At 76.2% G+C, this 23,209-nt stretch carries 22 protein-coding genes; 13 read left to right on the top strand and 9 right to left on the bottom strand.

The features are described from left to right. Positions 1–104: 104 nt before the first annotated feature. From ABIE39_RS00960 to recD, 6 genes are all read left to right on the top strand, one after another. Positions 105–596: a rhodanese-like domain-containing protein gene (locus tag ABIE39_RS00960; protein WP_354050016.1), complete on the top strand. Its 492-nt coding sequence runs from the start codon at positions 105–107 to the stop codon at positions 594–596. After that, a complete protein-coding gene (locus ABIE39_RS00965) occupies positions 593–1,843 on the top strand; it encodes an O-succinylhomoserine sulfhydrylase (protein ID WP_502914822.1) in 1,251 nt (416 codons plus the stop codon). The genes ABIE39_RS00960 and ABIE39_RS00965 overlap by 4 nt, the downstream gene beginning before the upstream one ends. A gap of 174 nt (positions 1,844–2,017) precedes the next feature. Then, positions 2,018–2,740, top strand: a complete 723-nt coding sequence (locus ABIE39_RS00970) for a class I SAM-dependent methyltransferase (protein WP_354050018.1) — start codon at positions 2,018–2,020, stop codon at positions 2,738–2,740. Positions 2,741–2,913: 173 nt separating this feature from the next. Further along, positions 2,914–6,378, top strand: coding sequence for an exodeoxyribonuclease V subunit gamma (gene recC, locus ABIE39_RS00975; protein WP_354050238.1), 3,465 nt, complete (start codon positions 2,914–2,916; stop codon positions 6,376–6,378). Next, positions 6,375–9,923, top strand: coding sequence for a UvrD-helicase domain-containing protein (locus ABIE39_RS00980; protein WP_354050020.1), 3,549 nt, complete (start codon positions 6,375–6,377; stop codon positions 9,921–9,923). Before recC ends, ABIE39_RS00980 begins: the two co-directional genes overlap by 4 nt. Next, the gene (gene recD, locus ABIE39_RS00985) at positions 9,920–11,992 is read left to right on the top strand and encodes an exodeoxyribonuclease V subunit alpha (RefSeq protein WP_354050022.1); all 2,073 of its coding nucleotides are present in this window, start codon (positions 9,920–9,922) and stop codon (positions 11,990–11,992) included. The genes ABIE39_RS00980 and recD overlap by 4 nt, the downstream gene beginning before the upstream one ends. Here recD and ABIE39_RS00990 read toward each other — a convergent pair. Further along, complete coding sequence (locus ABIE39_RS00990) at positions 11,968–12,090, bottom strand: hypothetical protein (protein ID WP_021483523.1); 123 nt, start codon at positions 12,088–12,090, stop codon at positions 11,968–11,970. The genes recD and ABIE39_RS00990 overlap by 25 nt on opposite strands. A 71-nt stretch (positions 12,091–12,161) precedes the next feature. On the opposite strand from ABIE39_RS00990, the gene ABIE39_RS00995 reads away from it, so the two are divergent. The 4 genes from ABIE39_RS00995 to ABIE39_RS01010 all read left to right on the top strand — a co-directional run bounded on the left by ABIE39_RS00995 (position 12,162) and on the right by ABIE39_RS01010 (position 15,673). Next, positions 12,162–13,214 carry an LLM class flavin-dependent oxidoreductase gene (locus ABIE39_RS00995; protein WP_209828195.1) on the top strand — a complete coding sequence of 351 codons (1,053 nt, stop codon included), beginning with the start codon at positions 12,162–12,164 and terminating at the stop codon, positions 13,212–13,214. Between the two features lie 146 nt (positions 13,215–13,360). Continuing rightward, the gene (locus ABIE39_RS01000) at positions 13,361–13,840 is read left to right on the top strand and encodes a DUF7832 domain-containing protein (RefSeq protein WP_175007511.1); all 480 of its coding nucleotides are present in this window, start codon (positions 13,361–13,363) and stop codon (positions 13,838–13,840) included. A gap of 1 nt (position 13,841) precedes the next feature. After that, positions 13,842–14,771 (top strand): MBL fold metallo-hydrolase, encoded by a 930-nt coding sequence (locus tag ABIE39_RS01005; protein ID WP_354050025.1) that lies wholly within the window; start codon positions 13,842–13,844, stop codon positions 14,769–14,771. Between the two features lie 29 nt (positions 14,772–14,800). Further along, positions 14,801–15,673 carry an LLM class flavin-dependent oxidoreductase gene (locus ABIE39_RS01010; RefSeq protein ID WP_209828193.1) on the top strand — a complete coding sequence of 291 codons (873 nt, stop codon included), beginning with the start codon at positions 14,801–14,803 and terminating at the stop codon, positions 15,671–15,673. On the opposite strand, the gene ABIE39_RS01015 is transcribed toward ABIE39_RS01010, so the two are convergent. After that, positions 15,660–15,974: a hypothetical protein gene (locus ABIE39_RS01015; RefSeq protein ID WP_175007508.1), complete on the bottom strand. Its 315-nt coding sequence runs from the start codon at positions 15,972–15,974 to the stop codon at positions 15,660–15,662. The genes ABIE39_RS01010 and ABIE39_RS01015 overlap by 14 nt on opposite strands. Before the next feature lie 115 nt (positions 15,975–16,089). On the opposite strand from ABIE39_RS01015, the gene ABIE39_RS01020 reads away from it, so the two are divergent. After that, on the top strand, positions 16,090–16,746 hold the full coding sequence (locus tag ABIE39_RS01020; RefSeq protein ID WP_255436934.1) for a DUF1345 domain-containing protein: 657 nt from the start codon (positions 16,090–16,092) through the stop codon (positions 16,744–16,746). An 11-nt stretch (positions 16,747–16,757) separates the two neighbouring features. Here ABIE39_RS01020 and ABIE39_RS01025 read toward each other — a convergent pair whose 3' ends face one another. The 6 genes from ABIE39_RS01025 to ABIE39_RS01050 all read right to left on the bottom strand — a co-directional run bounded on the left by ABIE39_RS01025 (position 16,758) and on the right by ABIE39_RS01050 (position 20,042). Further along, complete coding sequence (locus ABIE39_RS01025) at positions 16,758–17,168, bottom strand: GNAT family N-acetyltransferase (RefSeq protein WP_354050028.1); 411 nt, start codon at positions 17,166–17,168, stop codon at positions 16,758–16,760. Continuing rightward, positions 17,081–17,863, bottom strand: a complete 783-nt coding sequence (locus ABIE39_RS01030) for a GNAT family N-acetyltransferase (RefSeq protein WP_354050030.1) — start codon at positions 17,861–17,863, stop codon at positions 17,081–17,083. Before ABIE39_RS01030 ends, ABIE39_RS01025 begins: the two co-directional genes overlap by 88 nt. Next, positions 17,860–18,579, bottom strand: coding sequence for a phosphoribosylformylglycinamidine synthase subunit PurQ (gene purQ, locus ABIE39_RS01035; RefSeq protein WP_074805369.1), 720 nt, complete (start codon positions 18,577–18,579; stop codon positions 17,860–17,862). Before purQ ends, ABIE39_RS01030 begins: the two co-directional genes overlap by 4 nt. Beyond that, positions 18,579–18,866, bottom strand: a complete 288-nt coding sequence (purS, locus tag ABIE39_RS01040; RefSeq protein ID WP_021483374.1) for a phosphoribosylformylglycinamidine synthase subunit PurS — start codon at positions 18,864–18,866, stop codon at positions 18,579–18,581. Before purS ends, purQ begins: the two co-directional genes overlap by 1 nt. Positions 18,867–19,044: 178 nt before the next feature. Next, positions 19,045–19,665, bottom strand: a complete 621-nt coding sequence (locus ABIE39_RS01045; RefSeq protein WP_354050032.1) for a hypothetical protein — start codon at positions 19,663–19,665, stop codon at positions 19,045–19,047. Beyond that, a complete protein-coding gene (locus ABIE39_RS01050; protein WP_354050034.1) occupies positions 19,662–20,042 on the bottom strand; it encodes a PadR family transcriptional regulator in 381 nt (126 codons plus the stop codon). Before ABIE39_RS01050 ends, ABIE39_RS01045 begins: the two co-directional genes overlap by 4 nt. Positions 20,043–20,216: 174 nt before the next feature. Between ABIE39_RS01050 and ABIE39_RS01055 the strand changes: the two genes are divergently transcribed. Continuing rightward, complete coding sequence (locus tag ABIE39_RS01055; protein WP_222592330.1) at positions 20,217–20,576, top strand: HNH endonuclease signature motif containing protein; 360 nt, start codon at positions 20,217–20,219, stop codon at positions 20,574–20,576. 18 nt (positions 20,577–20,594) lie between these two features. Here the strand turns inward: ABIE39_RS01055 and ABIE39_RS01060 are convergent, their stop codons facing one another. Continuing rightward, complete coding sequence (locus ABIE39_RS01060; protein WP_354050239.1) at positions 20,595–21,509, bottom strand: phosphoribosylaminoimidazolesuccinocarboxamide synthase; 915 nt, start codon at positions 21,507–21,509, stop codon at positions 20,595–20,597. A gap of 96 nt (positions 21,510–21,605) precedes the next feature. On the opposite strand from ABIE39_RS01060, the gene ABIE39_RS01065 reads away from it, so the two are divergent. Beyond that, positions 21,606–23,111 carry an AAA family ATPase gene (locus ABIE39_RS01065; RefSeq protein WP_354050036.1) on the top strand — a complete coding sequence of 502 codons (1,506 nt, stop codon included), beginning with the start codon at positions 21,606–21,608 and terminating at the stop codon, positions 23,109–23,111. Positions 23,112–23,209 lie beyond the last annotated feature (98 nt).

The following is a 23,209-nucleotide window of genomic DNA, read 5'->3' on the forward strand; positions in this document are numbered from 1 at the left end:
GAGCGGCCGAGTGACGTGGCACGTCGACGCCGCAGCAACCCCCCGGACCGCCTCGGCGGCCGGGCGCAGGGTGCTACTGCCACGATCGATGGAGGAGGACTCTCATGAGCGACCAGTCCCAGCAGGCGCCGGCAGCGGGGTCGGCGCTGCCCGACGCACGACCCGCCGTCGGCTACGCCGGCGACCTCACCCCGCAGCAGGCGTGGGACCTGCTCGCGCACGACGAGCGCGCCGTGCTCGTGGACGTCCGCACCGAGGGCGAGTGGCGCACCATCGGCGTGCCCGACGCCGCGGACCTCGGCCGCGACGTCGTGTTCGACGAGTGGGTGACCCCGGCGGGCCCCAACCCGCGGTTCCTGGACCAGCTCGTCGAGTCGGGCCTGACGCCCGGCGACGAGCGTCCCGTCGTGTTCCTGTGCCGCTCGGGCCAGCGGTCGATCGGCGCGGCGCGCGCGGCCACGGCCGCCGGGCTCGGGCCGTCGTACAACGTGCTCGAGGGCTTCGAGGGGGCCCAGGGATTCTCGGGCCTGCGGGACGTCGAAGGCTGGAAGGTCCGCGGGCTGCCCACCACGACGTTCGACGAGGCCGCCCGGTGAGCGCGGCCGTGCCCGGGAGCGTGCCCGGCGGCTCCGGCCGCAAGCCCCTGCCCGCGAGCGCCCGCCCCGCGACGCTCGCCGTGCGCGGCGGTCACGCGCGCACCGAGTTCCAGGAGACGTCCGAGGCGCTGTTCCTCACCCAGGGCTACACGTACGACCGCGCGGCGGACGCCGAGGCCGCGTTCCAGGGAGAGCTCGACCGGTTCGTCTACTCGCGCTACGGCAACCCCACCGTGCACACGTTCGAGGAGCGTCTGCGCCTCCTGGAGGGCGCGGAGGCGTGCTACGCGACGGCGTCCGGCATGTCTGCCGTGTTCACGGCGCTCGCGGCGCTGGTGCGGTCCGGGTCGCGCATCGTCGCGGCGCGCGCGCTCTTCGGGTCGAGCCTCGTCATCTTCGACGAGATCTTCGCGAAGTGGGGCGTGCGGACGGACTACGTCGACGGTCACGTGCTGTCGCAGTGGGAGGAGGCGCTGTCCACCCCCGCGGACGTCGTCTTCTTCGAGACGCCGTCCAACCCCATGCAGGACATCGTCGACGCGCGGCGCGTGAGCGAGCTCGCGCACGCTGCGGGCGCGGTCGTCGTGCTCGACAACGTGTTCGCGACCCCGCTGCTGCAGCGGCCGCTCGAGCTCGGGGCCGACGTCGTCGTCTACTCGGCGACCAAGCACATCGACGGGCAGGGCCGCGTGCTCGGCGGCGCGATCCTCGGGACCGAGGAGTTCGTCACCGGCCCGGTGCAGACGTTCATCCGCAACACCGGGCCGTCGCTCTCGGCGTTCAACGCGTGGGTGCTGCTCAAGGGCCTCGAGACGCTGCCCGTGCGCGTCGCCGCGCAGAACGCCGCCGCGGCGCAGGTCGCGGAGGCGCTCGAGCAGCTCCCCGGGATCGGCCGCGTGCGGTACCCGTTCCTCGCGTCGCACCCGCAGCGCGAGCTCGCGCGGTCGCAGCAGAGCGGCGGCGGGACGGTCGTGACGTTCGACCTCGCCGTGCCCGAGGGCACCGACCCCGAGACGGCGAAGAAGCGCGCGTTCACGTTCCTCGACGCGCTCCAGGTCGTCGACATCTCGAACAACCTCGGCGACGCGAAGTCCCTCGTCACGCACCCGGCCACGACGACCCACCGCAAGCTCGGCCCCGAGGGTCGCGCCGCCGTCGGGATCGCGGAGACGACCGTGCGCCTGTCGGTGGGCCTGGAGGACCCGCAAGACATCATCGAGGACGTCGCCCGGGCGCTGAACATCTGACCCCCGCCCCCTCCCGCCCCCCTCCCCCTCCCCCCGCCGAGCAGGCGGTATCAGTTCGTCCCGGCGCCGGGACGAACCACGACCGCCTGCTCGGCGGGCAGCAGGGGCCTGTTCGGCACCCGGCTTCCCGGAATCGGGTGGACCGAGCGCGCCGTGCCTTCGTAGCGTCGGAGGGTGCCCGACGCGATCTTCGACGACTCCCGCCTCGCCGTCCTCTACGACCCGCTCGACCCGGACCGGTCCGACCTCGACGCCTACGTCGCGATCGTCGAGGAGCTCGGCGTGCGCCGTGTGCTCGACGTCGGGTGCGGCACCGGGACGTTCGCGTGCCTGCTCGCGCAGCGCGGTGTCGAGGTGGTCGGCCTCGACCCGGCCGGCGCGTCGCTCGACGTCGCCCGCACGAAGCCGGGCACCGAGCGCGTGCGCTGGCTGCACGGCGACGCGACGACCCTCCCCCCGCTCCAGGTCGACCTCGCGACGATGACGGCGAACGTCGCCCAGGTGTTCCTCACCGACGACGCGTGGACCGCGACGCTCCGGGGCGTCCACGACGCGCTCGTGCCGGGCGGGTGGCTGGTGCTCGAGACGCGCGTCCCCGCCCGCCGGGCCTGGGAGGGGTGGGTCCGCGAGGCGACGACCACGCGCGTGGACGTGCCCGACGTCGGCCCGGTCGAGTCCTGGACCGAACTCACCGAGGTGTCGCTCCCCTTCGTGTCCTTCCACGACACGACCGTGCTGCCCGACGGCACCACGCTCCACTCCGACTCGACGCTGCGCTTCCGGGAGCGCGACGAGGTCGAGACGTCGCTCGTGGCGTGCGGGTTCGAGGTCGTGGACGTCCGGGACGCGCCCGACCGCCCGGGTCGCGAGTGGGTGTTCGTCGCGCAGCGCGCCTGAGAGGAAGACGACCAGTTCCCACGCGGGTGCCGTGTGCTCGGCCGCAGGCGCCCGGAACCTGTGGACGGCGGTTCGACGGTGTGGGTCGCACCTCGTAGATTCCTCGTAGCGCGCGGCCACGGGCCGGGCGCGTGACCACACCACCACGACCGACAGGGGTCCTCTTGCTGCACGTGCACCGCTCCGAGCGTGCCGAGGCCCTCGTGGCGCCGCTCGCCGCCGTGCTCGCGGAGGTCCCGGCGGACCCGTTCACGCCTGACGTGGTCGCGGTCCCGACGCGCGGGGTGGAACGGTGGCTCGCGCAGCGGCTCTCGCACCACCTGGGCGCGGGCCAGACGGCGGGGATCTGCGCGAACGTGGACTTCCGGGGCCCGCGGCGGCTCGTCGAGCAGGTCGTGGCCGACCTCACGGACCTCGACCCGGACGACGACCCGTGGCGCCCCGAGCGGCTCGCGTGGTCGGTGCTCGAGGTGCTCGACGCGCACCTCGCCGAGCCGTGGGCGGCGCCGCTCGCGCGCTACGTCGGCGACCCGGGCGACGAGGTGCGGCGGGGCCGGCGGCTCACGCTCGCGCGGCGGCTCGCGGACCTCCTGGTCGACTACGCCCGCCAGCGGCCCGAGGTCGTGCTCGCGTGGTCGGCCGCGTCACCGGTGCCGGGGACCTCCGTCGCGCCGGACGACCTCGCGTGGCAGCCCGAGCTGTGGCGCCGCCTGGTGGAGCGCGTCCCGGCGACGGGCCCGGCGCGGCGCGTGACGGAGGCGGTCGCGGCGCTGCGCGCGGACCCGACGGCCGTCGACCTGCCGCCGCGGCTGTCCGTGTTCGGACCCACGCGGCTGCCCGAGGACGAGCTCCGGGTCCTGCGCGCGCTCGCCGAGCACCGCGACGTCCACCTGTGGCTCGTGCACCCCTCGCCGGCGCTGTGGGCGACGGTCGCCGCGTCCGACGGCGGCCCGGCTGCGGGCGGCGCGGACCCGGGCACGGACCGCACCGGCGCGCCCGTCCGGCGTCGCGCGGACCTTCCGACGTTCGCGCGGCACCCGTTCCTCGCGTCCACCGGCCGGGACACGGTCGAGCTGCAGCTCCGGCTCGCCGCGGGCGAGGCGCGCGAGACCCACCACGAGGCCGCGCCCCCGCCGCCGACCCTGCTCGGCGCGCTGCAGTCCGCGCTGCGGGCCGACGCGCCGGACGGCGCGCACGTGCTGGACCCGGCGGACCGGTCCGTGCAGGTGCTCGCGTGCCACGGCCGGGCCCGGCAGGTCGAGGTGCTGCGCGAGACGCTCGTCGGCCTGTTCTCCGCCGACCCGACGCTCCAGGCGCGCGACGTCATCGTGCTGTGCCCCGACGTCGAGACGTTCGCGCCGCTCGTCACCGCGACCTTCGGTGCCGTCCCCGAGCTCGGCGACGACGCGCACCCCGGCCAGCGGCTGCGGGTCAGCCTCGCGGACCGTGGCGCCGGGACCACGAACCCGGTGCTCGCGCTGCTCGCCACGCTGCTGCGCCTCGCCGACGGCCGCGTCACCGCGTCCGAGGTGCTCGACCTCGCGGCGAGCGGCCCGGTCCGCCGCCGGTTCCGCTTCTCCGACGACGACGTCGACCGCCTGCGGCAGTGGGCCGTCGAGGCGGGGGTGCACTGGGGCGAGGACGGCGAGCGTCGCGCCCGCTTCGGCATCGACGAGCACGTGCGGCAGGGCACGTGGGACGCGGCGCTCGACCGCATCCTGCTCGGCGCGGCGATGGCCGACGAGGACGCGCGGTTCGTCGGGCCCGCGCTCCCGCTGGACGACGTCGGCTCGACGGACGTGGACCTCGCCGGCCGGCTCGCGGAGCTCGTCGCGCGGCTCACGGAGATCCTACGCGGCCTCGACGGCGTGCACCCGCTCGCGCACTGGCTCGACACCCTCGACCGCGCGCTGACGCTCCTGGCGGAGGCACCGCCGACGGAGGCGTGGCAGATCGGCTCCGCGCGCCGCGTGCTGGGCGACGTCCGGGCGGCGGGTGCCGCGCACGGCGGGGTCGCGCTGCGGCTCGCGGACGTGCGGGCGCTGCTCGACGACCACCTCGCCGGGCGCCCCACGCGCGCCGGGTTCCGCACGGGCGCGCTCACCGTCTGCTCGCTCGAGCCGATGCGCTCCGTGCCGCACCGGGTCGTGTGCCTCCTCGGGCTCGACGACGGCGTGTTCCCCCGCACCGCCGCGCCCGCGGGCGACGACCTGCTCGCCCGGCACCCCGAGATCGGCGAGCGCGACGCGCGCAGCGAGGACCGGCAGATCTTCCTCGACGCCGTCGCCGCAGCGGGCGACCACCTCGTCGTCGTGCACACCGGTGCGGACGAGCGCACCGGGGCGCCGCGCCCGCCCGCGGTCCCCGTGGCGGAGCTGCTCGACGCGCTGGACCGGGTGGCCACCACGGCCGACGGGCGCCCCGCGCGCGAGCACGTCGTCGTGCAGCACCCGCTCCAGACGGTCGACGAGCGGAACTTCACGCCGGGCGCGCTCGGAGTCCCGGGGCCGTTCAGCCACGACGACGCCGCGTTCGCCGGGGCCCGCCAGGCGCGCGAGAAGCGCGAGCCGGTCGGGGCGCTCGTCGGCGCACCGCTCTCGCTGCCGACCGGTGCCGCCGTCGGCCCGGCGGAAGCGCCGGGGTCGCCCCCGGCGGCGGGGGGCCCCGCCGACGTCGAGCTCGACGACCTGGTCCGCCTGCTCGAGAACGCACCCCGCTGGTTCGCGCAGCACACGCTCGACGTGGGTCTCGTGCTGGAGGAGGAGGACGTCGAGGACCGGCTGCCCCTCTCCCTCACGGGGCTCGCAGGCTGGGGCGTGGGCGACCGCGTGCTGCGGGCCGCGCTCGCGGGCGTCGACCCGAACCGCGCGATGCAGGCCGAGTGGCGCCGGGGCCAGGTCCCGCCGCGCGAGCTCGGCCGGTCGGCGCTCCAGGAGGTCGTCCGGGCCGTGGGACCGCTCCGGGTCGCGTCCGTCGAGGCCGCGCGCGAGGCCGACGTCGCGGCCGGTCGTCCCGTGAGCCAGGACGTGCTGAGCTCGGCCGAGACGGTCGACGTGCGGGCCACCCTCCCGGACGGGGGCACGCTCGTCGGCAGCGTCCCGGGCGTGCACGGCGCCCGCGTGGTGCGCACGGAGTACTCGCGACTCGGGCCGAAGCACCGGCTGCGCGCCTGGGTGCAGGCGCTCGCGCTGCGCGCGAGCGACCCGGAGCGTCCGTGGGACGCCGTCGCGATCGGCCGGTCACCCCGCGGCCCGGGCGTCGCGTGGTCGACGCTCACGCCGCCGGACCGCGACACGGCGGCCGCGTTGCTGGCCGACCTCGTGGCCCTGCGCGACGAGGCCGCTCGCGAGCCCCTGCCGCTGCTCCCCGAGGTCGCGCTCCGCTACGCCGAGGAGCGCCGCACCACCGACGCTCGCGACGCCCTGATGCGCGCCGGGTGGGCGTGGAACAAGGGCTTCGAGCGCAAGGACCCGTACGTCGTGCTCGCGTGGGGCCAGGACCCGGCGCTGCCCGACCTCGCAGGCCACGCGACGACGGCCGACCTGGGTCGCCTCCCCGACGACCCGACCCGCCTCGGCGCGCTCGCGCGGCGCGTGTGGGACCCCCTGCTGGAGCACGAGCTGCGAGGTGCGCGATGAGCGGCCCGACGTCCGCACCGACCACGCCCGCCGCGGCGTCCGGACCGGCGGTGCCCGGATCGTCCGCGGGGAGCCCGCGGCGCTTCGACCCGTTCGGCGACCTGCCGCGCGGGACGGTCGTGCTCGAGGCGAGCGCCGGGACGGGCAAGACGCACACCATCGCGACCCTCACGACGCGCTACGTCGCCGAGGGCCTCGCGGCGCTCCCGGAGATCATGCTCGTGACGTTCGGCCGGGCGGCGACGTCGGAGCTGCGCGATCGCGTGCGCGAGCGCCTCGTCGCGACCGAGCGCGCGCTGCGCGGCCCCGAGCCGGCGCACAGCACCGACGAGCTCGTCGCGTTCCTCGCCGCCGTCGACGCCGACGAGCTCTCCCGCCGTCGCGAGCGCCTGCGTGTCGCGCTGTCCCAGCTCGACGCCGCGACCATCACGACCACGCACGGCTTCTGCCAGCAGATGCTCACCGCGCTGGGGACGGCGGCCGACGTCGACCTCGCGACGAGCTTCCTGCCCGACGTGGCCGACCTCGTCGAGGAGGTCACGGACGACCTGTACGTGCGGCGGTTCGCCGACCAGAGCGAACCGATCCTCTCGCCGCGCGACGTGCGCGAGGTCGCCCGCGCGGCGGTGAGCGACCACGGGGCGGTGGTCGCGCCGTCGGACGCGGCCGAGGGCTCGGTCGCCGCGGCGCGGTACGAGGTCGCCGTCGCCGCACGTCGGGAGGTGGAGGCGCGCAAGCGCGCGATGCACCTGCTCGACTACGACGACCTCCTCGTCCTGCTGCGCCGCGCGCTCACGGACCCGGAGCACGGCGAGACCGCGACGCAGCGCGTCCGGTCCAGGTTCCGCGTCGTCATGGTGGACGAGTTCCAGGACACCGACCCCGAGCAGTGGGCGATCCTGCGCACCGCGTTCCACGGGCGGTCCGACGAGCACAGCGCGCTCGTCCTCATCGGGGACCCCAAGCAGGCGATCTACGCGTTCCGCGGCGCGGACGTCGTGACGTACCTGCAGGCCGTCGAGGACGCGACGGACACCGCGACGCTCAGCACGAGCTGGCGCAGCGACGGCCCGCTCCTCGCGGGCCTGCACGCGCTGCTCGGCGAGACGGCGCTCGGCGACCCGCGGATCGTCGTGCGACCGGTCGACGCGGCGCACCCCGAGGCGCGGATCTCCGGCGGCGCACCGGTGCGGCTGCGGCAGGTGACGCGCCGCGCGTACCGGTTGGGTGCGTCGTCGGCGCCGTCGGCCCCGGACGCGCGCGGCCTGCTCGCGAAGGACGTCGCGGCCGACGTCGCGGGCCGCCTCGGCACCGCGTCCGGCGGGGGCGACCGCGTGCGCGACGACGTCGGCGGCGCGGCGGTCGACGCAGCGCGCTGGCGCCCGCTCGAGCCGCGCGACGTCGCCGTGCTGACCCGCACGAACGCCCAGGCCGAGGCGGTGCGCTCGGCGCTCGTCGCGCTGGGCGTGCCGGCGGTCGTGTCGGGACCGTCGAGCGTGTTCGGGTCGGCCGCGGCGCAGGACTGGCTCACGCTCCTCGCGGCGCTGGAGCAGCCGGGCCTCCACCGGCGCGCGACGGCGCTCGCCCTCACGCCGTTCGTCGGCTGGGACGCACAGCGTCTCGCGACCGCAGGCGACGCGGACCACGACGAGCTCGGCGACACGGTCCGGGCCTGGGCGCGCCTCCTCGCTGACCGGGGCGTGGCCGCGGTCGCGGAGGTGGCCGCACGGCGTGGCGCCACCGCGCGCGTCATGGCGCGGGCCGACGGCGAGCGCTACCTCACCGACCTGCGCCACGTCACGCAGGCGCTGCACGAGGCCGCGACGACCGAGGGGCTCGGCACTGCCGCGCTCACCGCGTGGCTCCGGACCCGGATCGCGGAGGTCGGGTCGGTCTTCACCGACGAGCGCACCCGCCGTCTCGAGACCGACGCCGCCGCCGTGCAGGTCGTCACCGTGCACGCCGCGAAGGGCCTCGAGTTCGGCGTCGTCTACGTCCCGTTCGGGTGGGAGCGGTTCGAGCCCGACGACCAGGAGCTGTTCGCGTTCCACGACGATCACGGGCAGCGCGTGCTGCACCTCGGCGGGGTCGGCTCCCCCGGGTTCGTGGACGCCAAGGGGCGCTGGCGCGACGAGGAGCTGGGCGAGGACCTGCGCCTGCTGTACGTGGCGCTCACCCGGGCGCGGCACCAGGTCGTCGTGCACTGGACGCCCACCAAGCGCAGCACGGGATCAGGACCGCTCACGCGCCTCCTGCTCGCCGACCGCATGCTCGGCGGCGAGCCCGGGCGCCACGCGCGGCCCGACGCGATGCGCGACGACGCCGTCCGGTCCGCGTTCGAGGCCGTCGCGGCGCGGTCGGGCGGGACGGTCGTCGTCGAGCAGGTCGACGCCCGGCCGAAGGGCGAGCGCTGGTCGCCCGGTACCCGGGCGGGCACGGACCTCGCGCTCGCGACCGCCGTCCACCTCCCGGACCGCGACTGGCGGCGCGCCTCGTACTCGGCGCTGACCGCGGCCGCGCACCACGGCCCGGTCGGGGGGATCGAGAGCGAGCCCGAGGACCCGGGCGTGCAGGACGAGCCGGAGGCGACCACGGACGACGAGACCGCCGCGCCGGTGTCCTCGACCCCGGCCCCGCGCCCCGGCGCGGACGTGCCGTCCCCGTACGAGGGGCAGCCGGGCGGCACCGCGTTCGGCACGCTCGTGCACGAGATCCTCGAGTACGTCGACACCGCGGCCGACGACCTGGACGCCGAGGTGCGCGCTCGCTGCGCGCACGCGGCGACGGTCCGTGTTCCGGGCGTCGAGCCCGTCGCGCTCGCGACGGCGCTGGGCCTGTCGCTGCGCACGCCGCTCGGTCCGATCGCGGGCGGGCTCACGCTCGCCGACGTCGACCCGCGCGACCGGCTGCCCGAGCTCGAGTTCGAGCTCCCGCTCGCCGGGGGCGACGCGACGGAGGGCGTGCGTCCCGCGACGCTGCGCGACCTCGCGGACGTCCTGCGGGTGCACCTGCCCGCCGACGACGCGTTCGCCCGCTACCCCGACCTGCTCACGGCGCTGGCCGACGAGTCCGAGACCGGCACGGGCACCGGCGGCGTCCCGCTGCGCGGCTATCTCACGGGCTCGATCGACGCCGTGCTGCGCGTGCCCGCCCCGAGCCCCGACGGCGCTCCGGGCGGGGCTCCGGGTGGCCGCCGCCGGTACCTCGTCGTCGACTACAAGACGAACCGCGTCGGGCCGCCCGGGGTCCCGCTCACGGTGGGCGACTACCATCCCGACGCCACGCGCGACGCGATGCTCGCCTCGCACTACCCGCTGCAGCTCGTGCTCTACCTCGTCGCGCTCCACCGCTACCTGCGGTGGCGCGTGCGCGACTACGACCCGGACCGCGACCTCGCCGGCGGGGCGTACCTCTTCGTGCGCGGCATGGCCGGGCCGGACACGCCCCGCGGCCCCGACGGCACCCCGTACGGCGTCGTCGCCTGGAGCCCGCCGCCCGGGCTCGTCGTCGCCCTGTCCGCCCTGCTCGACGGAGGTCGCGCATGACCACGGCCACCCCCGGGGCGGCGACCCGGCCCACCGCCGCCCCCGTCACGGTCGACGAGGGCGACCCCCGGCTCGCGGTCGGCGTGCCCGCCGGCCTCGCGCCGTTCAACGTCGCACGCGTCGTCTCGGCCGCCGACGTGCGCGTCGCGCTGCGGCTCGGTCGGCTCACGGGCGAGCACGACGACCGGGTGCTGCTCGCCGTCGCGCTCGCGGTCCGTGCCGTGCGCAGCGGCTCGGTGTGCGTGCGCCTCGACGACCTCGGCTCCCTCGAGCTCCCCGAGGACGAGGAGGCCGCCCGGACCGACGCCGCGGACCTGCCGTGGCCGGACCGCGCCGCCTGGGCCGACGCCGTCGCGCGCAGCCCGCTCGTCGCCGCCGGGGTCGACGGCGCACCCGACCGGCCCGCGCGCTGGGTCGGGGGCGCGCTGTACCTCGACCGGTACTGGCGCGACGAGCTCGCGGTCCGGCACGACGTCGACGGTCGGCTCGCGGCGCCCGACCTCCCGGTCGACGCCGACCGTCTCGACGCCGCGCTGGCCCGCCTCTTCCCCGCGGCGGAGGACACGCGCCAGCGGCTCGCCGCCGCGCACGCCGCCACCCGACGGCTCACCGTCCTCACGGGTGGCCCCGGCACGGGCAAGACGACGACGGTCGCGCGGCTGCTCGCCGTCCTGCACGACGCCGTCCTGCACGACGCCGTCCCGCACGACACCACCCGACCCGCGACCGCCGTGGTGCCCGCTCCGGCGCAGGCGTCGTCGCCCGCCCCGACCGGGCAGGACACGACGCTGCGCGTCGCGCTCGCCGCCCCGACCGGGAAGGCCGCCGCACGGCTCCAGGAGGCGGTGCGCGAGGTCGTCGCCGGGTTCGAGGACGCGGCGGACCGCGCGCGCGTCGGGACGCCCGTCGCGACGACGCTGCACCGCCTGCTCGGGTACCGGCCGGGCAGCAGCACGCGGTTCCGCCACGACGCGCACCACCACCTGCCGCACGACGTCGTCGTCGTCGACGAGACGTCGATGGTCGCGCTGCCGCTCATGGCGCGGCTGCTCGAGGCGCTGCGACCCGACGCGCGGCTCGTGCTCGTCGGGGACCCGGACCAGCTCGCCTCGGTGGAGGCCGGCGCCGTGCTCGGCGACCTCGTGCACCGCGAGCCCGTGACGCCACCGGCCACCGCGCCGGTCGTGCTCGCGGCGGCCGAGACCGCCCTGGCCGACGCGCCGCCGCCCACCGACGGCGAGGTCGACGACCGGGCGGTGCTCGGCAACGGCGTCGTCCGGCTGCGCACCGTCCACCGTCAGGACCGCGACTCGGAGATCCTGCCGCTCGCCGCCGCGATCCGGGCCGAGGACGCGGAGGCGACGCTCGCCCTGCTGCGCGCGGGGCACGGGTCCGTGGAGTTCCTCGAGACGCCCGACGACGAGCCTGACGACGCGGTGCTGGCCGCGGTGCGCGCGGACGCCGTCGCGGCGGGGACCCTGCTCGTCGAGGCCGCGCGCGCCGGCGACGCCGCCGCCGCGCTCGACGCGCTCGCGCGGCACCGCGTCATGGTGGCGCACCGGCGCGGGCCCGCGGGACGCGGCCGGTGGGCGGCACAGGTCGAGGCGTGGGTCGAGGAGGCGACAGGCCACCACGCGACCGACTCCCCGTGGGTCGCCGGGCGCCCCCTGCTCGTCACGACGAACGACGCCGAGGTCGGCCTCTACAACGGCGACACCGGCGTGCTCGTCGCGGAGCCCTCGGGCGGGGTCGTCGCCGTGTTCGGGGACCCGCGCGCGCCGCTGCGCGTGCGCACGCACCGGCTGCCGCCCGTGGAGACCGTGCACGCCATGACGGTCCACCGCGCGCAGGGCAGCCAGTTCGACCGCGTCACGCTCGTCCTGCCGCCCGCGACCTCGCCGCTGCTCACGCGCGAGCTGCTGTACACGGCGGTGACGCGCGCGCAGTCGTTCGTGCGCGTCGTCGGCTCCGAGGACGCCGTGCGCACCGCGGTGACGAGCCCGGTCCACCGGGCGAGCGGGCTGCGGACTCCGCTGCCCGGCGGTCAGTCCTCGGTGCGCTCCGCCTGATCGCGCTCGCGCAGCTCCTTGAGGCGGCCCCAGGGCACGAGCACGATCCAGGCGACGGACGCGACGGCGGCGCCCATGATCATCGAGGGGACGTCCATGGCGACCATCCTGGCAGGCGTGCGCGGTCGCCCCGGGGAATGAGGCACGGGGGTGGCCGGTTGGCACCAGGGTGAGCACCCAGACCCCCCGCCTGTCCGTCCTCGACCTCGTGCCCGTCCGCTCGGGCCAGTCCAGCACCCAGGCGGTGCGAGCGTCGCTCGACCTGGTCCGCCTCGCCGACCGGCTCGGCTTCGAGCGCTACTGGTTCGCCGAGCACCACAACATGCCCGCGGTCGCGGCCTCGACCCCGCCCGTGATGATCGCCGCGGCCGCGTCGGTGACGGACCGGATCCGCGTCGGCTCCGGCGGCGTCATGCTGCCCAACCACGCGCCGCTCGTCGTGGCCGAGCAGTTCGCCGCGCTCGAGGCGATCGCGCCGGGGCGGGTCGACCTGGGCCTCGGCCGCGCCCCCGGCTCGGACCCGGTCGTCACGCAGCTCCTGCGCATCACCGGCCCGACGGCCGACGTCGACCGCTTCCCCCAGCACGTCACGGACATCCTCGCGCTCATGAGCCCGCAGGGCGCGACGCTGCGCCTCACGAGCGGGCAGGTCTACGACGTGCACGCGACCCCCGCCGCGGACGGCACCCCGACGGTCTGGCTGCTCGGGTCGAGCGACTACTCCGCGCGCCTCGCCGCCGAGCTGGGCCTGCCGTACGTGTTCGCGAACCACTTCTCGGGCCAGGGCATCGACGAGATCCTCGCCCTCTACCGCGAGGGCTACCGCCCGAGCGAGGCCTTCCCCGAGCCCCGCACGTTCCTCACCCTCAACGCCGTCGTCGCGGAGACCGACGACGAGGCGCGCGCCCGGGCGCTCCCCCAGGCCCGCATGATGGCGCGCCTGCGCACCGGCCAGGCGCTCACCGCGCTGGAGACCGTCGAGGAGGCGCAGGCCGCGCCGCTGGACGGCGCGGCCGGGCAGATGGTCGAGGACAGCCTGCGCCGCTGGGCCGTCGGGACGCCCGACGACGCGGCGGCCGAGGTCCGTCGGCTCGCCGAGCGCCACGGCGTGGACGAGGTCATGGTCGTGCCCGTCGCCGCGTCCCGCGCGGACGAGGCTCTCGACGCGACGCCGGGCCGCGCGCGCACCCTGGAGCTCCTCGCGGGAGCGCTCGCCGCCTGACCCGGAACCGCCGAGCACGACCTTGCTGTCGCTGAGCGCCCCCTCACGACAGCAAGGTCGTGCTCGACACGGAGCGAGGTCATGGTCGAGGTCGACGTGGTGGCAGGGGCGTGGTGGCGTCGGTGGGAGGCGGTAGCGTCGCGCGCATGACCACGAAGTACGACGACGCGTCCTGGCACTTCGACGGCGAGGGCTACCCGCCCGAGGCCGGCCCCGAGGCGGGCGCGACGCACATCGGCATGTTCCTCGCGTGGGCGGCGCTCTCCGGGCACGTGTCCGCGGAGCTCGAGGACGACTCCGCGGACGAGCTCGCCGCGCTGCGCGAGCGCACCACCACGCCGGGCGCGTTCGTGCACGAGTCGCGCGACGGCAAGCTCGTCGACGTCGACCTCGACGACGTCGGCGCCGCGTTCGCGAGCGCCTACTACGCGGGCGACGAGGACGACGGCGGCCTGTACCTCGAGGACTACGTGGACGCCGTGAGCCCCGGCGACGGGGAGCCCGAGGACGTGTACCGCGTCCCGGACACGTGGGAGACGTACGAGCTCGTCGCGCCGCTGATCGACGCGCGGTTCTCCCAGTGGGACGACGAGGGCCGCCCCGCGGTCCTGCGGCACCGCGCGTGACATGAGCGTCCCGACGCCCGTCACGCGCCTCGCCGCCGTCCTGCGCGCGGACAACCCCGGCCCCATGACGCTCGACGGCACGCGGTCGTACGTGCTGCGCGCGCCGGGCTCGGCGTCGTGCGTCGTCGTGGACCCGGGGCCCGACGACGCGGCCCACCTCGACGCGCTCGCTGCCGCCGGGCCGGTCGAGCTCGCGCTCGTGACCCACCGCCACGCCGACCACACGGCCGGTTCCCCCGGGCTGCGCGCGCGCACCGGCGCCCCGGTGCGCGCCGCCGACCCGGACCACTGCCACGGCGGCGCGCCGCTGCGCGACGGCGAGGTGATCGAGGCCGCAGGCCTGCGGGTCGTGGTCCTCGCCACGCCCGGGCACACCGCCGACTCGGTCTGCCTCGTCCTGCCCGACGACGGCCCGGTCCCCCCGACCGACGACCGCACCTTCGGCACCCCGGACCCGGCCGACCCGGACCCGGACCCGGACCCGGACCCGGACCCGGCACCGTCGGGCACGACGGTCCTCACCGGCGACACGGTGCTCGGGACGGGGACGACGGTGATCGCCGCACCCGACGGGTCGCTCGGCGCCTACCTCGCGAGCCTCGACGCGATCGAGGCACTCGCCACGGGCTCACCCGCGCCGACGGTCGGCCTCCCGGGCCACGGACCGGTCGTCGACGACCTCGCAACGCGCGTGCGCGCGTACCGGGAGCACCGCCACGAGCGTCTCGCCCAGGTGCGGGACGTGCTGACCACGCTCGGCCTGGCCCCGGACGCCCGGGACGCGGTCGACCAGGTGGTCGCGCGGGTCTACGCCGACGTCGACCCCGCGGTGCGAGGAGCCGCCCGGCAGTCCGTCGCCGCGCAGCTCGCGTTCCTCGCCGGCGCGGGCGCGGGCGACGACACTCCGGGCGCCCCGAGCCACGACCGCTGACTGTCGGTGGCCTCGGGCACGATGACGGGATGACGACACCACGGCTCGGTATCGCGTTCGTACCCACCCACGCGCCGGAGAGCCTTCGGCGGCTCGCGACGACCGCGGAGGACGCCGGACTCGACGACCTCTGGGTGTGGGAGGACTGCTTCAAGCAGTCGGGCCTCGCCTCGGCCGCCGCGGCCCTCTCGTGGACGGACCGCGTGCGCGTCGGCATCGGGCTCATGCCCGCCCCGCTGCGCAGCACGGCGATCACGGCGATGGAGGTGGCGACGCTCGCGCGGATTTTCCCCGGCCGGCTCGTCGCGGGGGTCGGGCACGGCGTCCAGGAGTGGATGGGGCAGGCGGGGGTGCGCGTCGCGTCACCGCTGACGCTCCTGCGCGAGCACACGACGGCGCTGCGCCGCCTGCTCGTGGGCGAGGAGGTCACGACGGACGGCCGGTACGTCACGCTCGACGCCGTCCGTCTCGACTGGCCGCCCACGGAGCCCGTCCCGCTGTGGCTGGGCGGGTCCGGACCGCGGACGCTCGCGCTGGCCGGCGAGCTCGGCGACGGTCTCATCCTCACGAACGCGCTGACCCCCGAGGACGTGCGGAGCGCCGCGGACGTCGCGCGCGAGGGCGGCGCGGGCGCGGGGTTCGACGTCCACGCGACGCTCATCGCTGCGACGGGGCCGGACGCGCAGGCACGGGTCGACCGCGAGCTGCCGGTGTGGGGCGCGGAGCCCGGTCGAGGCATCGGCGCCGCAGGCGACGCCCAGGCGGTCGCGGCGGGGATCCTTGCCCTCGCGGAGGCGGGCGCGACAGCCGTGGCGGTCCAGCCGACCGCGGACGAACCCGACGTCGAGGCGTTCGTGCGCTTCCTCGGGCACGAGGTCGCGCCGCTGCTCAGCTCCCGCTGACGCGCCCGGAGTCGCCCTGAGGGCTCGCGGCGTCGGGCCGCTGGCGCAGGCCGTGGACGAGCGCCACGACGGCGCACACCAGCGCGACGGCGCCGACGGCGAGGGCGAGACGAGCGGGGAAGGCGGCGTAGAGGTCGGTCACCTCGCCGACCGGGAGGCCCCAGCCCGCCGCGGTCTCCCGCACCTCGGCAGCGAGCGCGCCGACCCGTCCGGGCACGCGCGCCACGGCGGCGGAGACCCACCCGAGCAGCTCGAGGACGACGGAGGCCACGGAGTGGGCGCCGGACGCGAGGGGGATCACCGGGCCACCCTAGCGGAACCGGACAGCGCGGTCATATGCGGCACGCCCCTGCGGGCACTCTCCTGCGTCTCGACCCGGTCCCGCGCGGCGTCCCGGACGATGCTTGACTGGTGCCGTGCCCTCGACCACCACGCCCCGACCGGGCCGCGGCCGGTTCCGCGACGCGCCCCCTGCGATCCGGTTGCTGGTGGGGGTGGTGCTGGGGGTCGCCGTGGCCGTCGGTATCTGGACCGTGACCCATCCGCCGGTCGCGGTCGTCCTCGGGTGGGCCGGGACCGCGGCGACGTTCACGGCGTGGACATGGTGCACGGTGTGGCCCATGGAGGCGACGGAGACCGCGACCCACGCGACGCGCGAGGAACCGACGCGTGCCGTCACGCACCTCATCGTCCTCGCGGCCGCGGTCGCGAGCGTGGTCATCGTCGGCCTCGTGCTGGTGACGTCGAGCCAGTCCGGGCGTGCTGTCACCGCCGGGATCGCGGTCCTCGGCGTGGTCGTCTCGTGGGCGACGGTCCACACGATCTTCGGGCTGACGTACGCCCGCCTGTACTACACCGGGGTGGACGGGGGGATCGACTTCCACCAGCCGGAGCCGCCCCGGTACACGGACTTCCTCTACATCGGCTTCACGGTGGGCATGAGCTTCGCGATCTCCGACACGGACCTCGAGTCGTCCGAGATGCGCCGGGTCGCGCTAGGGCACGCCCTCCTGTCGTACCTCTTCGGCTCGGTCGTCCTGGCCGGGCTGGTCAACCTCGTCGCGGGCATGTGAGAGGACGCGCGTCAGCCGAGGCGCTTCGCGAAGCAGAGCGCCACAGGGTTCTCGTCGTAGGGAGGAAAGGGCTGTACCGCGCGGTAGCCCGACCCGCGGTACAGCGCGACGGCACCAGGCTGACGGATCCCGGTCTCCAGCAGGAGGGTGACCGTCCCACGCTCGCGCGCGGCCGCCTCCAGCCCGTCGAGAAGCCGACGCGCGGCCCCCGAGCGCCGGGCGCGCTCGCGCACGAAGACCTTCTTCACCTCGAGCGCGTCCTGCGGCGCGCCGGGCTCGGGACGCCGCAGCGATGCGCACCCGAGCGCCTCGCCGTCCCGGTACGCCACGAGGGTCAGGACGACGTCCGCGCCCAGGCGCGCGTCCACGGCCTCGAAGCCCCCGGCGGCGTCGAGCCCCTCGAAGAGCTCGGGGTACAGCACGGCCGACGAGGTCTCGTGCATCTCACGGCGCAGTGCGGTCGCGTCGGGGTCCTCCACGGGACGGCACGGAGCACGACAGCCCCGGCGACCGGGGCTCCCGCTACGGCGCCGGGACCTGGTCCAGCGGCACCCTGCCGGTCGGCCGATCCCGGCGCGGCGGCCCGCTCCGTGCGCAGGTCGAGCGCGAAGCAGCGCGAGAGCGGCTGCCCGGCGTAGTGGCCGTACGACTCGATCGGCACGTAGCCGAGCGAGAGGTAGAGGTCGATGGACTCCGGCTGGAGCGTTCCCGTCTCGAGCACGAGCCGGTCGAGGCCCGCGGCGACCGCGCGCTCGTGCAGCGCGCGCATCGCGGTGCGGGCGTGCCCGCGGCCCCGGTGGGCGGGCTCGACGTACAGGCACTTCACCTCGCCGGTCCGCGCCGGGTGCACGCCGCCGCGTCCGTCCGGCGTGCCGGAGACGTCGCGCAGCGCGACGAACGCGACCGGTTCGCCGTGGTCCCGGACCACGACGTTCGCGAGCGCCGCCTCAGGGGTGAACGTCCCGGCGTCGGGCTCGCCGTAGCGCACGGCGAGCTCCGCCTGCTGTCGCGACCGCAGCCGTTCGGCGGCGGCGTCGTCCGCCGGGACCGTCGCCACGGTGACGGCCCCGGCCCCGGGGTGCCGGGCGCCGTCGGGCAGGACGCGCGGGAGCGTCACGCGCGGACGAGCGCGCCCAGGACCGACGTGAAGAACCCGAGGCCGTCGGTGCCGGCGCGCGGGCCGGCCGCGGCGGCAGGGCCGAAGCCGGGCTCGACGGCGTGCTCGGGGTGGGGCATGAGCCCGACGACGTTGCCCGCCGCGTTCGTGATGCCCGCGATGCCGCGGCGCGACCCGTTGGGGTTCCAGCCGTCGTAGCGGAAGACGACGCGCCCCTCGGCCTCGAGCTCGTCGAGCGTCCGCTCGTCGGCGACGAACTGCCCGTCCTGGTTCTTCAACGGGATCGTGATGCGCTGGCCGGCCGTGTAGTCGCGCGTCCAGGCGGTGTCGGCGTTCTCGACCACGAGGACCTGCTCGCGGCACACGAAGTGCAGGTGGTCGTTCTTGACCATCGAGCCCGGGAGCAGGTGCGCCTCGGTGAGGATCTGGAAGCCGTTGCAGATGCCGAGCACGGGCATGCCGCCCTTCGCGGCGTCGACGACCGACTCCATGACCGGCGCGAAGCGGCTGATCGCGCCCGCGCGCAGGTAGTCGCCGTAGGAGAAGCCGCCGGGCAGGACGACCGCGTCCACACCGTGCAGGTCGGCGTCCGCGTGCCAGAGCGACACGGCCTCGCCACCCGCGAGGCGCACCGCGCGCGCGGCGTCGCGGTCGTCGAGCGTGCCGGGGAAGGTGACGACGCCGACCGTGGCCGTCGCGAGAGCCGCGGTGGACATCAGGCGAGACCCTGCGACGTGATCGTCGCGGCGGCGTCCGTCTCGATGTCGGCGACGCGCACGACGTCCTCGATCACGGGGTTCGACAGGAGCTTCACCGCGGCCTCCTCGGCTGCGGCGAGGACCTCCGGCGTCACCGGCCCCTCGACCTCGAGCTCGAACCGCTTGCCCTGGCGGACGGACGTGAACTGGGTGAAGCCGAGGCGCGGCAGCGCCCCGACGACGGCCTTGCCCTGCGGGTCCAGGATCTCGGGCTTGGGCATGACCTCGACGACGACGCGTCCCACGGGGGCTCCTTGGCGAGAGTGTTCGGGAGGGCCGGGGCTCCGGGATCCCGGCCACGTCACGGGCGTCGAGGACGCCCGGGAGGACGGGACGAGCGGGAGCCGACGGCGGGATTCCGCGTCCAGTCTAGCGGGCGTACGCACGCGTCCGGACGGGCGTCCGCACGGTGAGCGGGCGCGCTCAGCCGCCCGCGGTGCGACGTCGATCCGGGGAGTCGGCGGGGATGTTGCCGTCGAGCACGTGCTTGCGCCAGGCCCGGTCGACGTGGGACCGGCGGAACAGGAACCCGCTCACGAGCGCAGCCGCGCACCACAGGACGCCCATCCAGAGGCCCGGCCGGGTGACGTCGTACGAGAACAGCGCATGGCCCAGGACAGGCCACCCGTAGAACACCGCCAGCGCGGTCCCCAGGCTGCCCAGGGTGACGCGCCAGGGGTACAGCGCCCCGTGGATGTCGTCGGCGACCCACCACCAGTACCGCGCGGGGAGCCGCAGGTCGAGCGACCGGTAGAGCAGCCAGCGCCCGAGCGGCGGATGCTCGCGCCACCGCAGCGCCCACCCCGCGCGCACGAGGCCCCACGCCTCGCGCGCGCCGATGCCGCGGGGAGCGGCGCCGTCGCCCGGCTCGGGGGCCAGGTCGAGCAGGACGGCGAGCGCCTCGTCGGCGTGCAGGTCGCGCCAGCGCGGGGGGTAGGCGCGCAGCCAGAACCGCGCGGACCGCTCGTACCGGTCCGCGCCACGCGACCAGCGCGCGAGGCGGCCGGGAGGCGCGCCGTCGGCGCCGGCCCGTCGCCCGCTCACGCGCCGCTCCCCGCGAGCCCGTCGGCAGCACCTCGGCCGGCGCCCCGGGAGAGCGACCGGCGCGCGCGCTCGGCGAGCTCGGCGAGCTCGGCGAGGCGGAGGGTCTCGGCGCGGGCGGCGCGGCGCCCGTCGTCGGTCGCGCGGTAGTAGCGACGCAGCCGGCCGTCGATGACCTCCTCGCCCGTCGGCTCGACGAGCCCGGCCGCGACGAGGCGGTCGAGGTTCCCGTAGAGGGTGCCCGCGCCGAGGCGTGTGCGCCCGTCGGAGAGCTCGCGCACCGACCGGATGACGGCGTACCCGTGGAGCGCCTCGCCGCTGAGGACGAGGAGCACGAGGTACGCCTGCTCCGTCATGCGGAACGGGGTCGAGTGCGTCACGGTCGATATATATCGCTCGACGACCTATGCGCGCAAGCGCTCGACGCGTGTCAGAGGGTGCCGTTACTCTCGAACACGTGTTCGAGAAGCACGCTCGGGCACGGTGCGAGGGCGGGGTCCTGCCCCTTCCCCGCCCTCGCACGACCCTCGCCCGACGACGCACGGAGGCCCACCATGGACGCACCGGCAGCACCCGTCCCGACGATCGAGCGCGGCCGTTCGCGGCCCGAGCCGGCCACCGTGGCGCGCGTCCTCGCGCGCGACGGGACGTGCGTCTTCCCGGGCTGTCGCGTGCCGGCGTTCCGCTGCGACCTCGACCACGTCGTCGCCCCGCGGCCGGGCACAGGCACAGGCACGGACGACGACGCGGGGTCCGCCCACGAGGCCGGCAACCTCGTCGCGCTGTGCCGCCACCACCGGGTCGTCCGCGCGCGCGACGGCTGGCGCCCGGCGCTGCTCACCGACGGTTCCGTGCGGTGGACCGCGCCGAGCGGGCACACCTACCTCCGGCCCGGCACCCTCCGGACCGCATGAGGCGTCAGGAGCGAGGCGTCAGGCCAGCGTCGAGCCGGTGAGCCGCTCGTACGCCTCGAGGTAGCGCGCGCGGGTGCGCGCGACGACGTCGGCCGGGATCGACGGCGGCGGGGTGTCCGCGGCGCGGTCCCAGCCCGAGGCGGGCGACGTGAGCCAGTCGCGCACGAACTGCTTGTCGAAGCTCGGCTGCGCGCGGCCCGGCTCCCACTGGTCTGCCGGCCAGAAGCGCGACGAGTCGGGCGTCAGCACCTCGTCGCCGAGCACGGTCTCCCCGGTCGCCGGGTCGACGCCGAACTCGAGCTTGGTGTCCGCGAGGATCACACCGCGATCGCGCGCGATCGCCTCGGCGCGCGCATACACGGCGAGCGTGAGGTCGCGTAGGCGCGTGGCGTCGTCGAGGCCGATCTGCTCGGCCACGACGTCGAACGAGACGTTCTCGTCGTGCTCGCCCACCGCCGCCTTCGTCGCGGGCGTGAAGATCGGCTCGGGCAGGCGCGACCCGTCGACGAGGCCGTCGGGCAGCGGCACGCCGCACACCTCCCCGCCTGCGCGGTACTCCACGAGGCCGGAGCCCGTCAGGTACCCGCGCACCACGCACTCGACGGGGAACATGTCGAGGCGACGGCAGATCATCGCGCGGCCGGCGACGACGTCGGGCACGAGGCCGTCACCCGGCACCGCCGAGACGGCGGTCGAGACGACGTGGTTCGGCACGAGGTCCGCGAGCTGCTCGAACCACCACAGGCTGAGCTGCGTGAGCACGACGCCCTTGTCCGGGATGCCGGGCGACAGCACGTGGTCGTAGGCGCTGACCCGGTCGCTCGCGACGACGAGCACGACGTCGCCCAGGGGGTGCACGCCCCCCACGGCAGGCAGGTCCGGGACGTACAGGTCGCGCACCTTGCCCGAGTACGCGTGCGTCCAGCCGGGCAGGTCGAGCGCGGCGGTGTCGAGGGCGTCGGCCTCGCCGAGCGAGAGCGCCGAGCCGGGATCCTGCGGGGTGGAGGTCACGGCCCCTAGTGTCGCACCATGCGATTCGCACCCGGCCCCGCGTCCACCTCCGGAACCGACTCCGGCGCGCACCCCACCCCGCCCGAGGACGGCGACCGCGCCGGGCGCGCGACGGACGACCCGCGGGTGCGCGACTTCCTCGCGACGTTCTCGGCCTTCATGGAGACGGCCAACGAGCAGGCCCAGAAGCAGCGGGTGGACGCCGGGCCGTCCGTCGCGGACGTGCTGCGCGAGCACCTGGGCTCCGACCCGCGCGCGATCGCGGTCGTCACCGAGACGGTGTCGACGCTGCGCAGCGTCGACGCGGACGTCGCGATCGAGGCCGTCGTCACGCGTCACGGCGGAGGACGCGTCGTGGGCGTCGGCGGCGGCGAGCAGCGGATGCACACGTCGTTCTCCGAGATCGTCGAGCACTCCGCCCTGTGGCGTCAGTTCCCCGTCGGCGCGGTCGACTACGCGCGCGCGGCGACGGGCCCCGAGAGCGAGCGACGCACCGTCTCCTTCGGGCTCCACCTCTTCGCGTACGCGGGCACGCCCGTCGCGCTCCTGCAGCGCGCGGCGAACCCGCGGCACGGCAACGAGGGCAGCGTCGAGGTCATGTGCCCCGAGGAGGACGCCGCCCTGTCGCTCCTCGCGGAGCTCCGGGCCGCGATGGTCGAGCACAGCGTGCTGCGCGGCCAGGTCGTGACGTTCACGGCGTCGGACTACGGCGCGCAGGCCGGCGGCATGACGTTCCTGCCCCGGGACCGGGTCCCGGCGACGGACGTCGTGCTCCCGGACGGCACGCTGAGCAGGATCGAGCGCCAGGTGCTCGGCGTCGCGCGGCACCGCACGGAGCTCCTCGCGGCGGGCCAGCACCTCAAGCGCGGCGTCCTGCTCTACGGCCCGCCCGGGACCGGCAAGACGCACACCGTCCGCCACCTGGTCGGCGAGAGCCCGGGCACGACGGTCATCGTCCTCGCGGGCGGTGCGCTGCGGCTCGTCCGGCTCGCCGCCGAGACGGCTCGCGCGCTGCAGCCTGCGATCATCGTGCTCGAGGACTGCGACCTCATCGCCGAGGACCGCTCGTTCCACGACGGCCCGCAGCCGCTGCTGTTCGAGGTGCTGGACGCGATGGACGGCCTCGGCAGCGACTCCGACGTCGCGTTCGTCCTGACGACGAACCGGGCCGACCTCCTGGAGCGCGCGCTCGCGCAGCGGCCCGGCCGGGTCGACCTCGCGGTCGAGATCCCGCTGCCGGACGCGTCGGCACGGTTGCGGCTGCTCGAGCTCTACCGCGGCGACCTGCCGTTCACCTCCGGAGCGCTCGCCGACGCCGCCGACCGCACGGACGGCGTGACCGCCTCCTTCGTCAAGGAGGTCGTCCGACGAGCCGTGCTGCGCGCGGTCGAGGCCGGGCACGACGTGGGCGACGAGGATCTCCGGTCGGCCGTGCACGAGATGACCGCCGACGCCGAGCGCATCACGCGCTCGCTGCTCGGCTCGTCGCCGGATCTCCTCGACGACGGGTCGCTCGAACCCTGACCGGCGACGGCCGTCCTCCGGGGCCGTCGGGCCGGGGCGGACTGCCAGCCCGCGCCGAACCTCCCGCCCGCGGCTACTGTCCCCAGAGAACGACCGTG

The organism is Cellulosimicrobium sp. 4261, assembly GCF_040546915.1.
GTDB classification, from domain to species: Bacteria; Actinomycetota; Actinomycetes; order Actinomycetales; family Cellulomonadaceae; genus Cellulosimicrobium; species Cellulosimicrobium cinnabarinum.

Bases quoted from the DNA above. Each gene is read 5' to 3' on its own strand.
- ABIE39_RS00960 (WP_354050016.1), top strand. From the start codon at position 105: ATGAGCGACCAGTCCCAGCAGGCGCCGGCAGCGGGGTCGGCGCTGCCC.
- ABIE39_RS00980 (WP_354050020.1), top strand. From the start codon at position 6,375: ATGAGCGGCCCGACGTCCGCACCGACCACGCCCGCCGCGGCGTCCGGA.
- recD (WP_354050022.1), top strand. From the start codon at position 9,920: ATGACCACGGCCACCCCCGGGGCGGCGACCCGGCCCACCGCCGCCCCC.
- ABIE39_RS00990 (WP_021483523.1), bottom strand. From the start codon at position 12,090: ATGGACGTCCCCTCGATGATCATGGGCGCCGCCGTCGCGTCCGTCGCC.
- ABIE39_RS01000 (WP_175007511.1), top strand. From the start codon at position 13,361: ATGACCACGAAGTACGACGACGCGTCCTGGCACTTCGACGGCGAGGGC.
- ABIE39_RS01005 (WP_354050025.1), top strand. From the start codon at position 13,842: ATGAGCGTCCCGACGCCCGTCACGCGCCTCGCCGCCGTCCTGCGCGCG.
- ABIE39_RS01010 (WP_209828193.1), top strand. From the start codon at position 14,801: ATGACGACACCACGGCTCGGTATCGCGTTCGTACCCACCCACGCGCCG.
- purQ (WP_074805369.1), bottom strand. From the start codon at position 18,579: ATGTCCACCGCGGCTCTCGCGACGGCCACGGTCGGCGTCGTCACCTTC.
- ABIE39_RS01055 (WP_222592330.1), top strand. From the start codon at position 20,217: ATGGACGCACCGGCAGCACCCGTCCCGACGATCGAGCGCGGCCGTTCG.
- ABIE39_RS01065 (WP_354050036.1), top strand. From the start codon at position 21,606: ATGCGATTCGCACCCGGCCCCGCGTCCACCTCCGGAACCGACTCCGGC.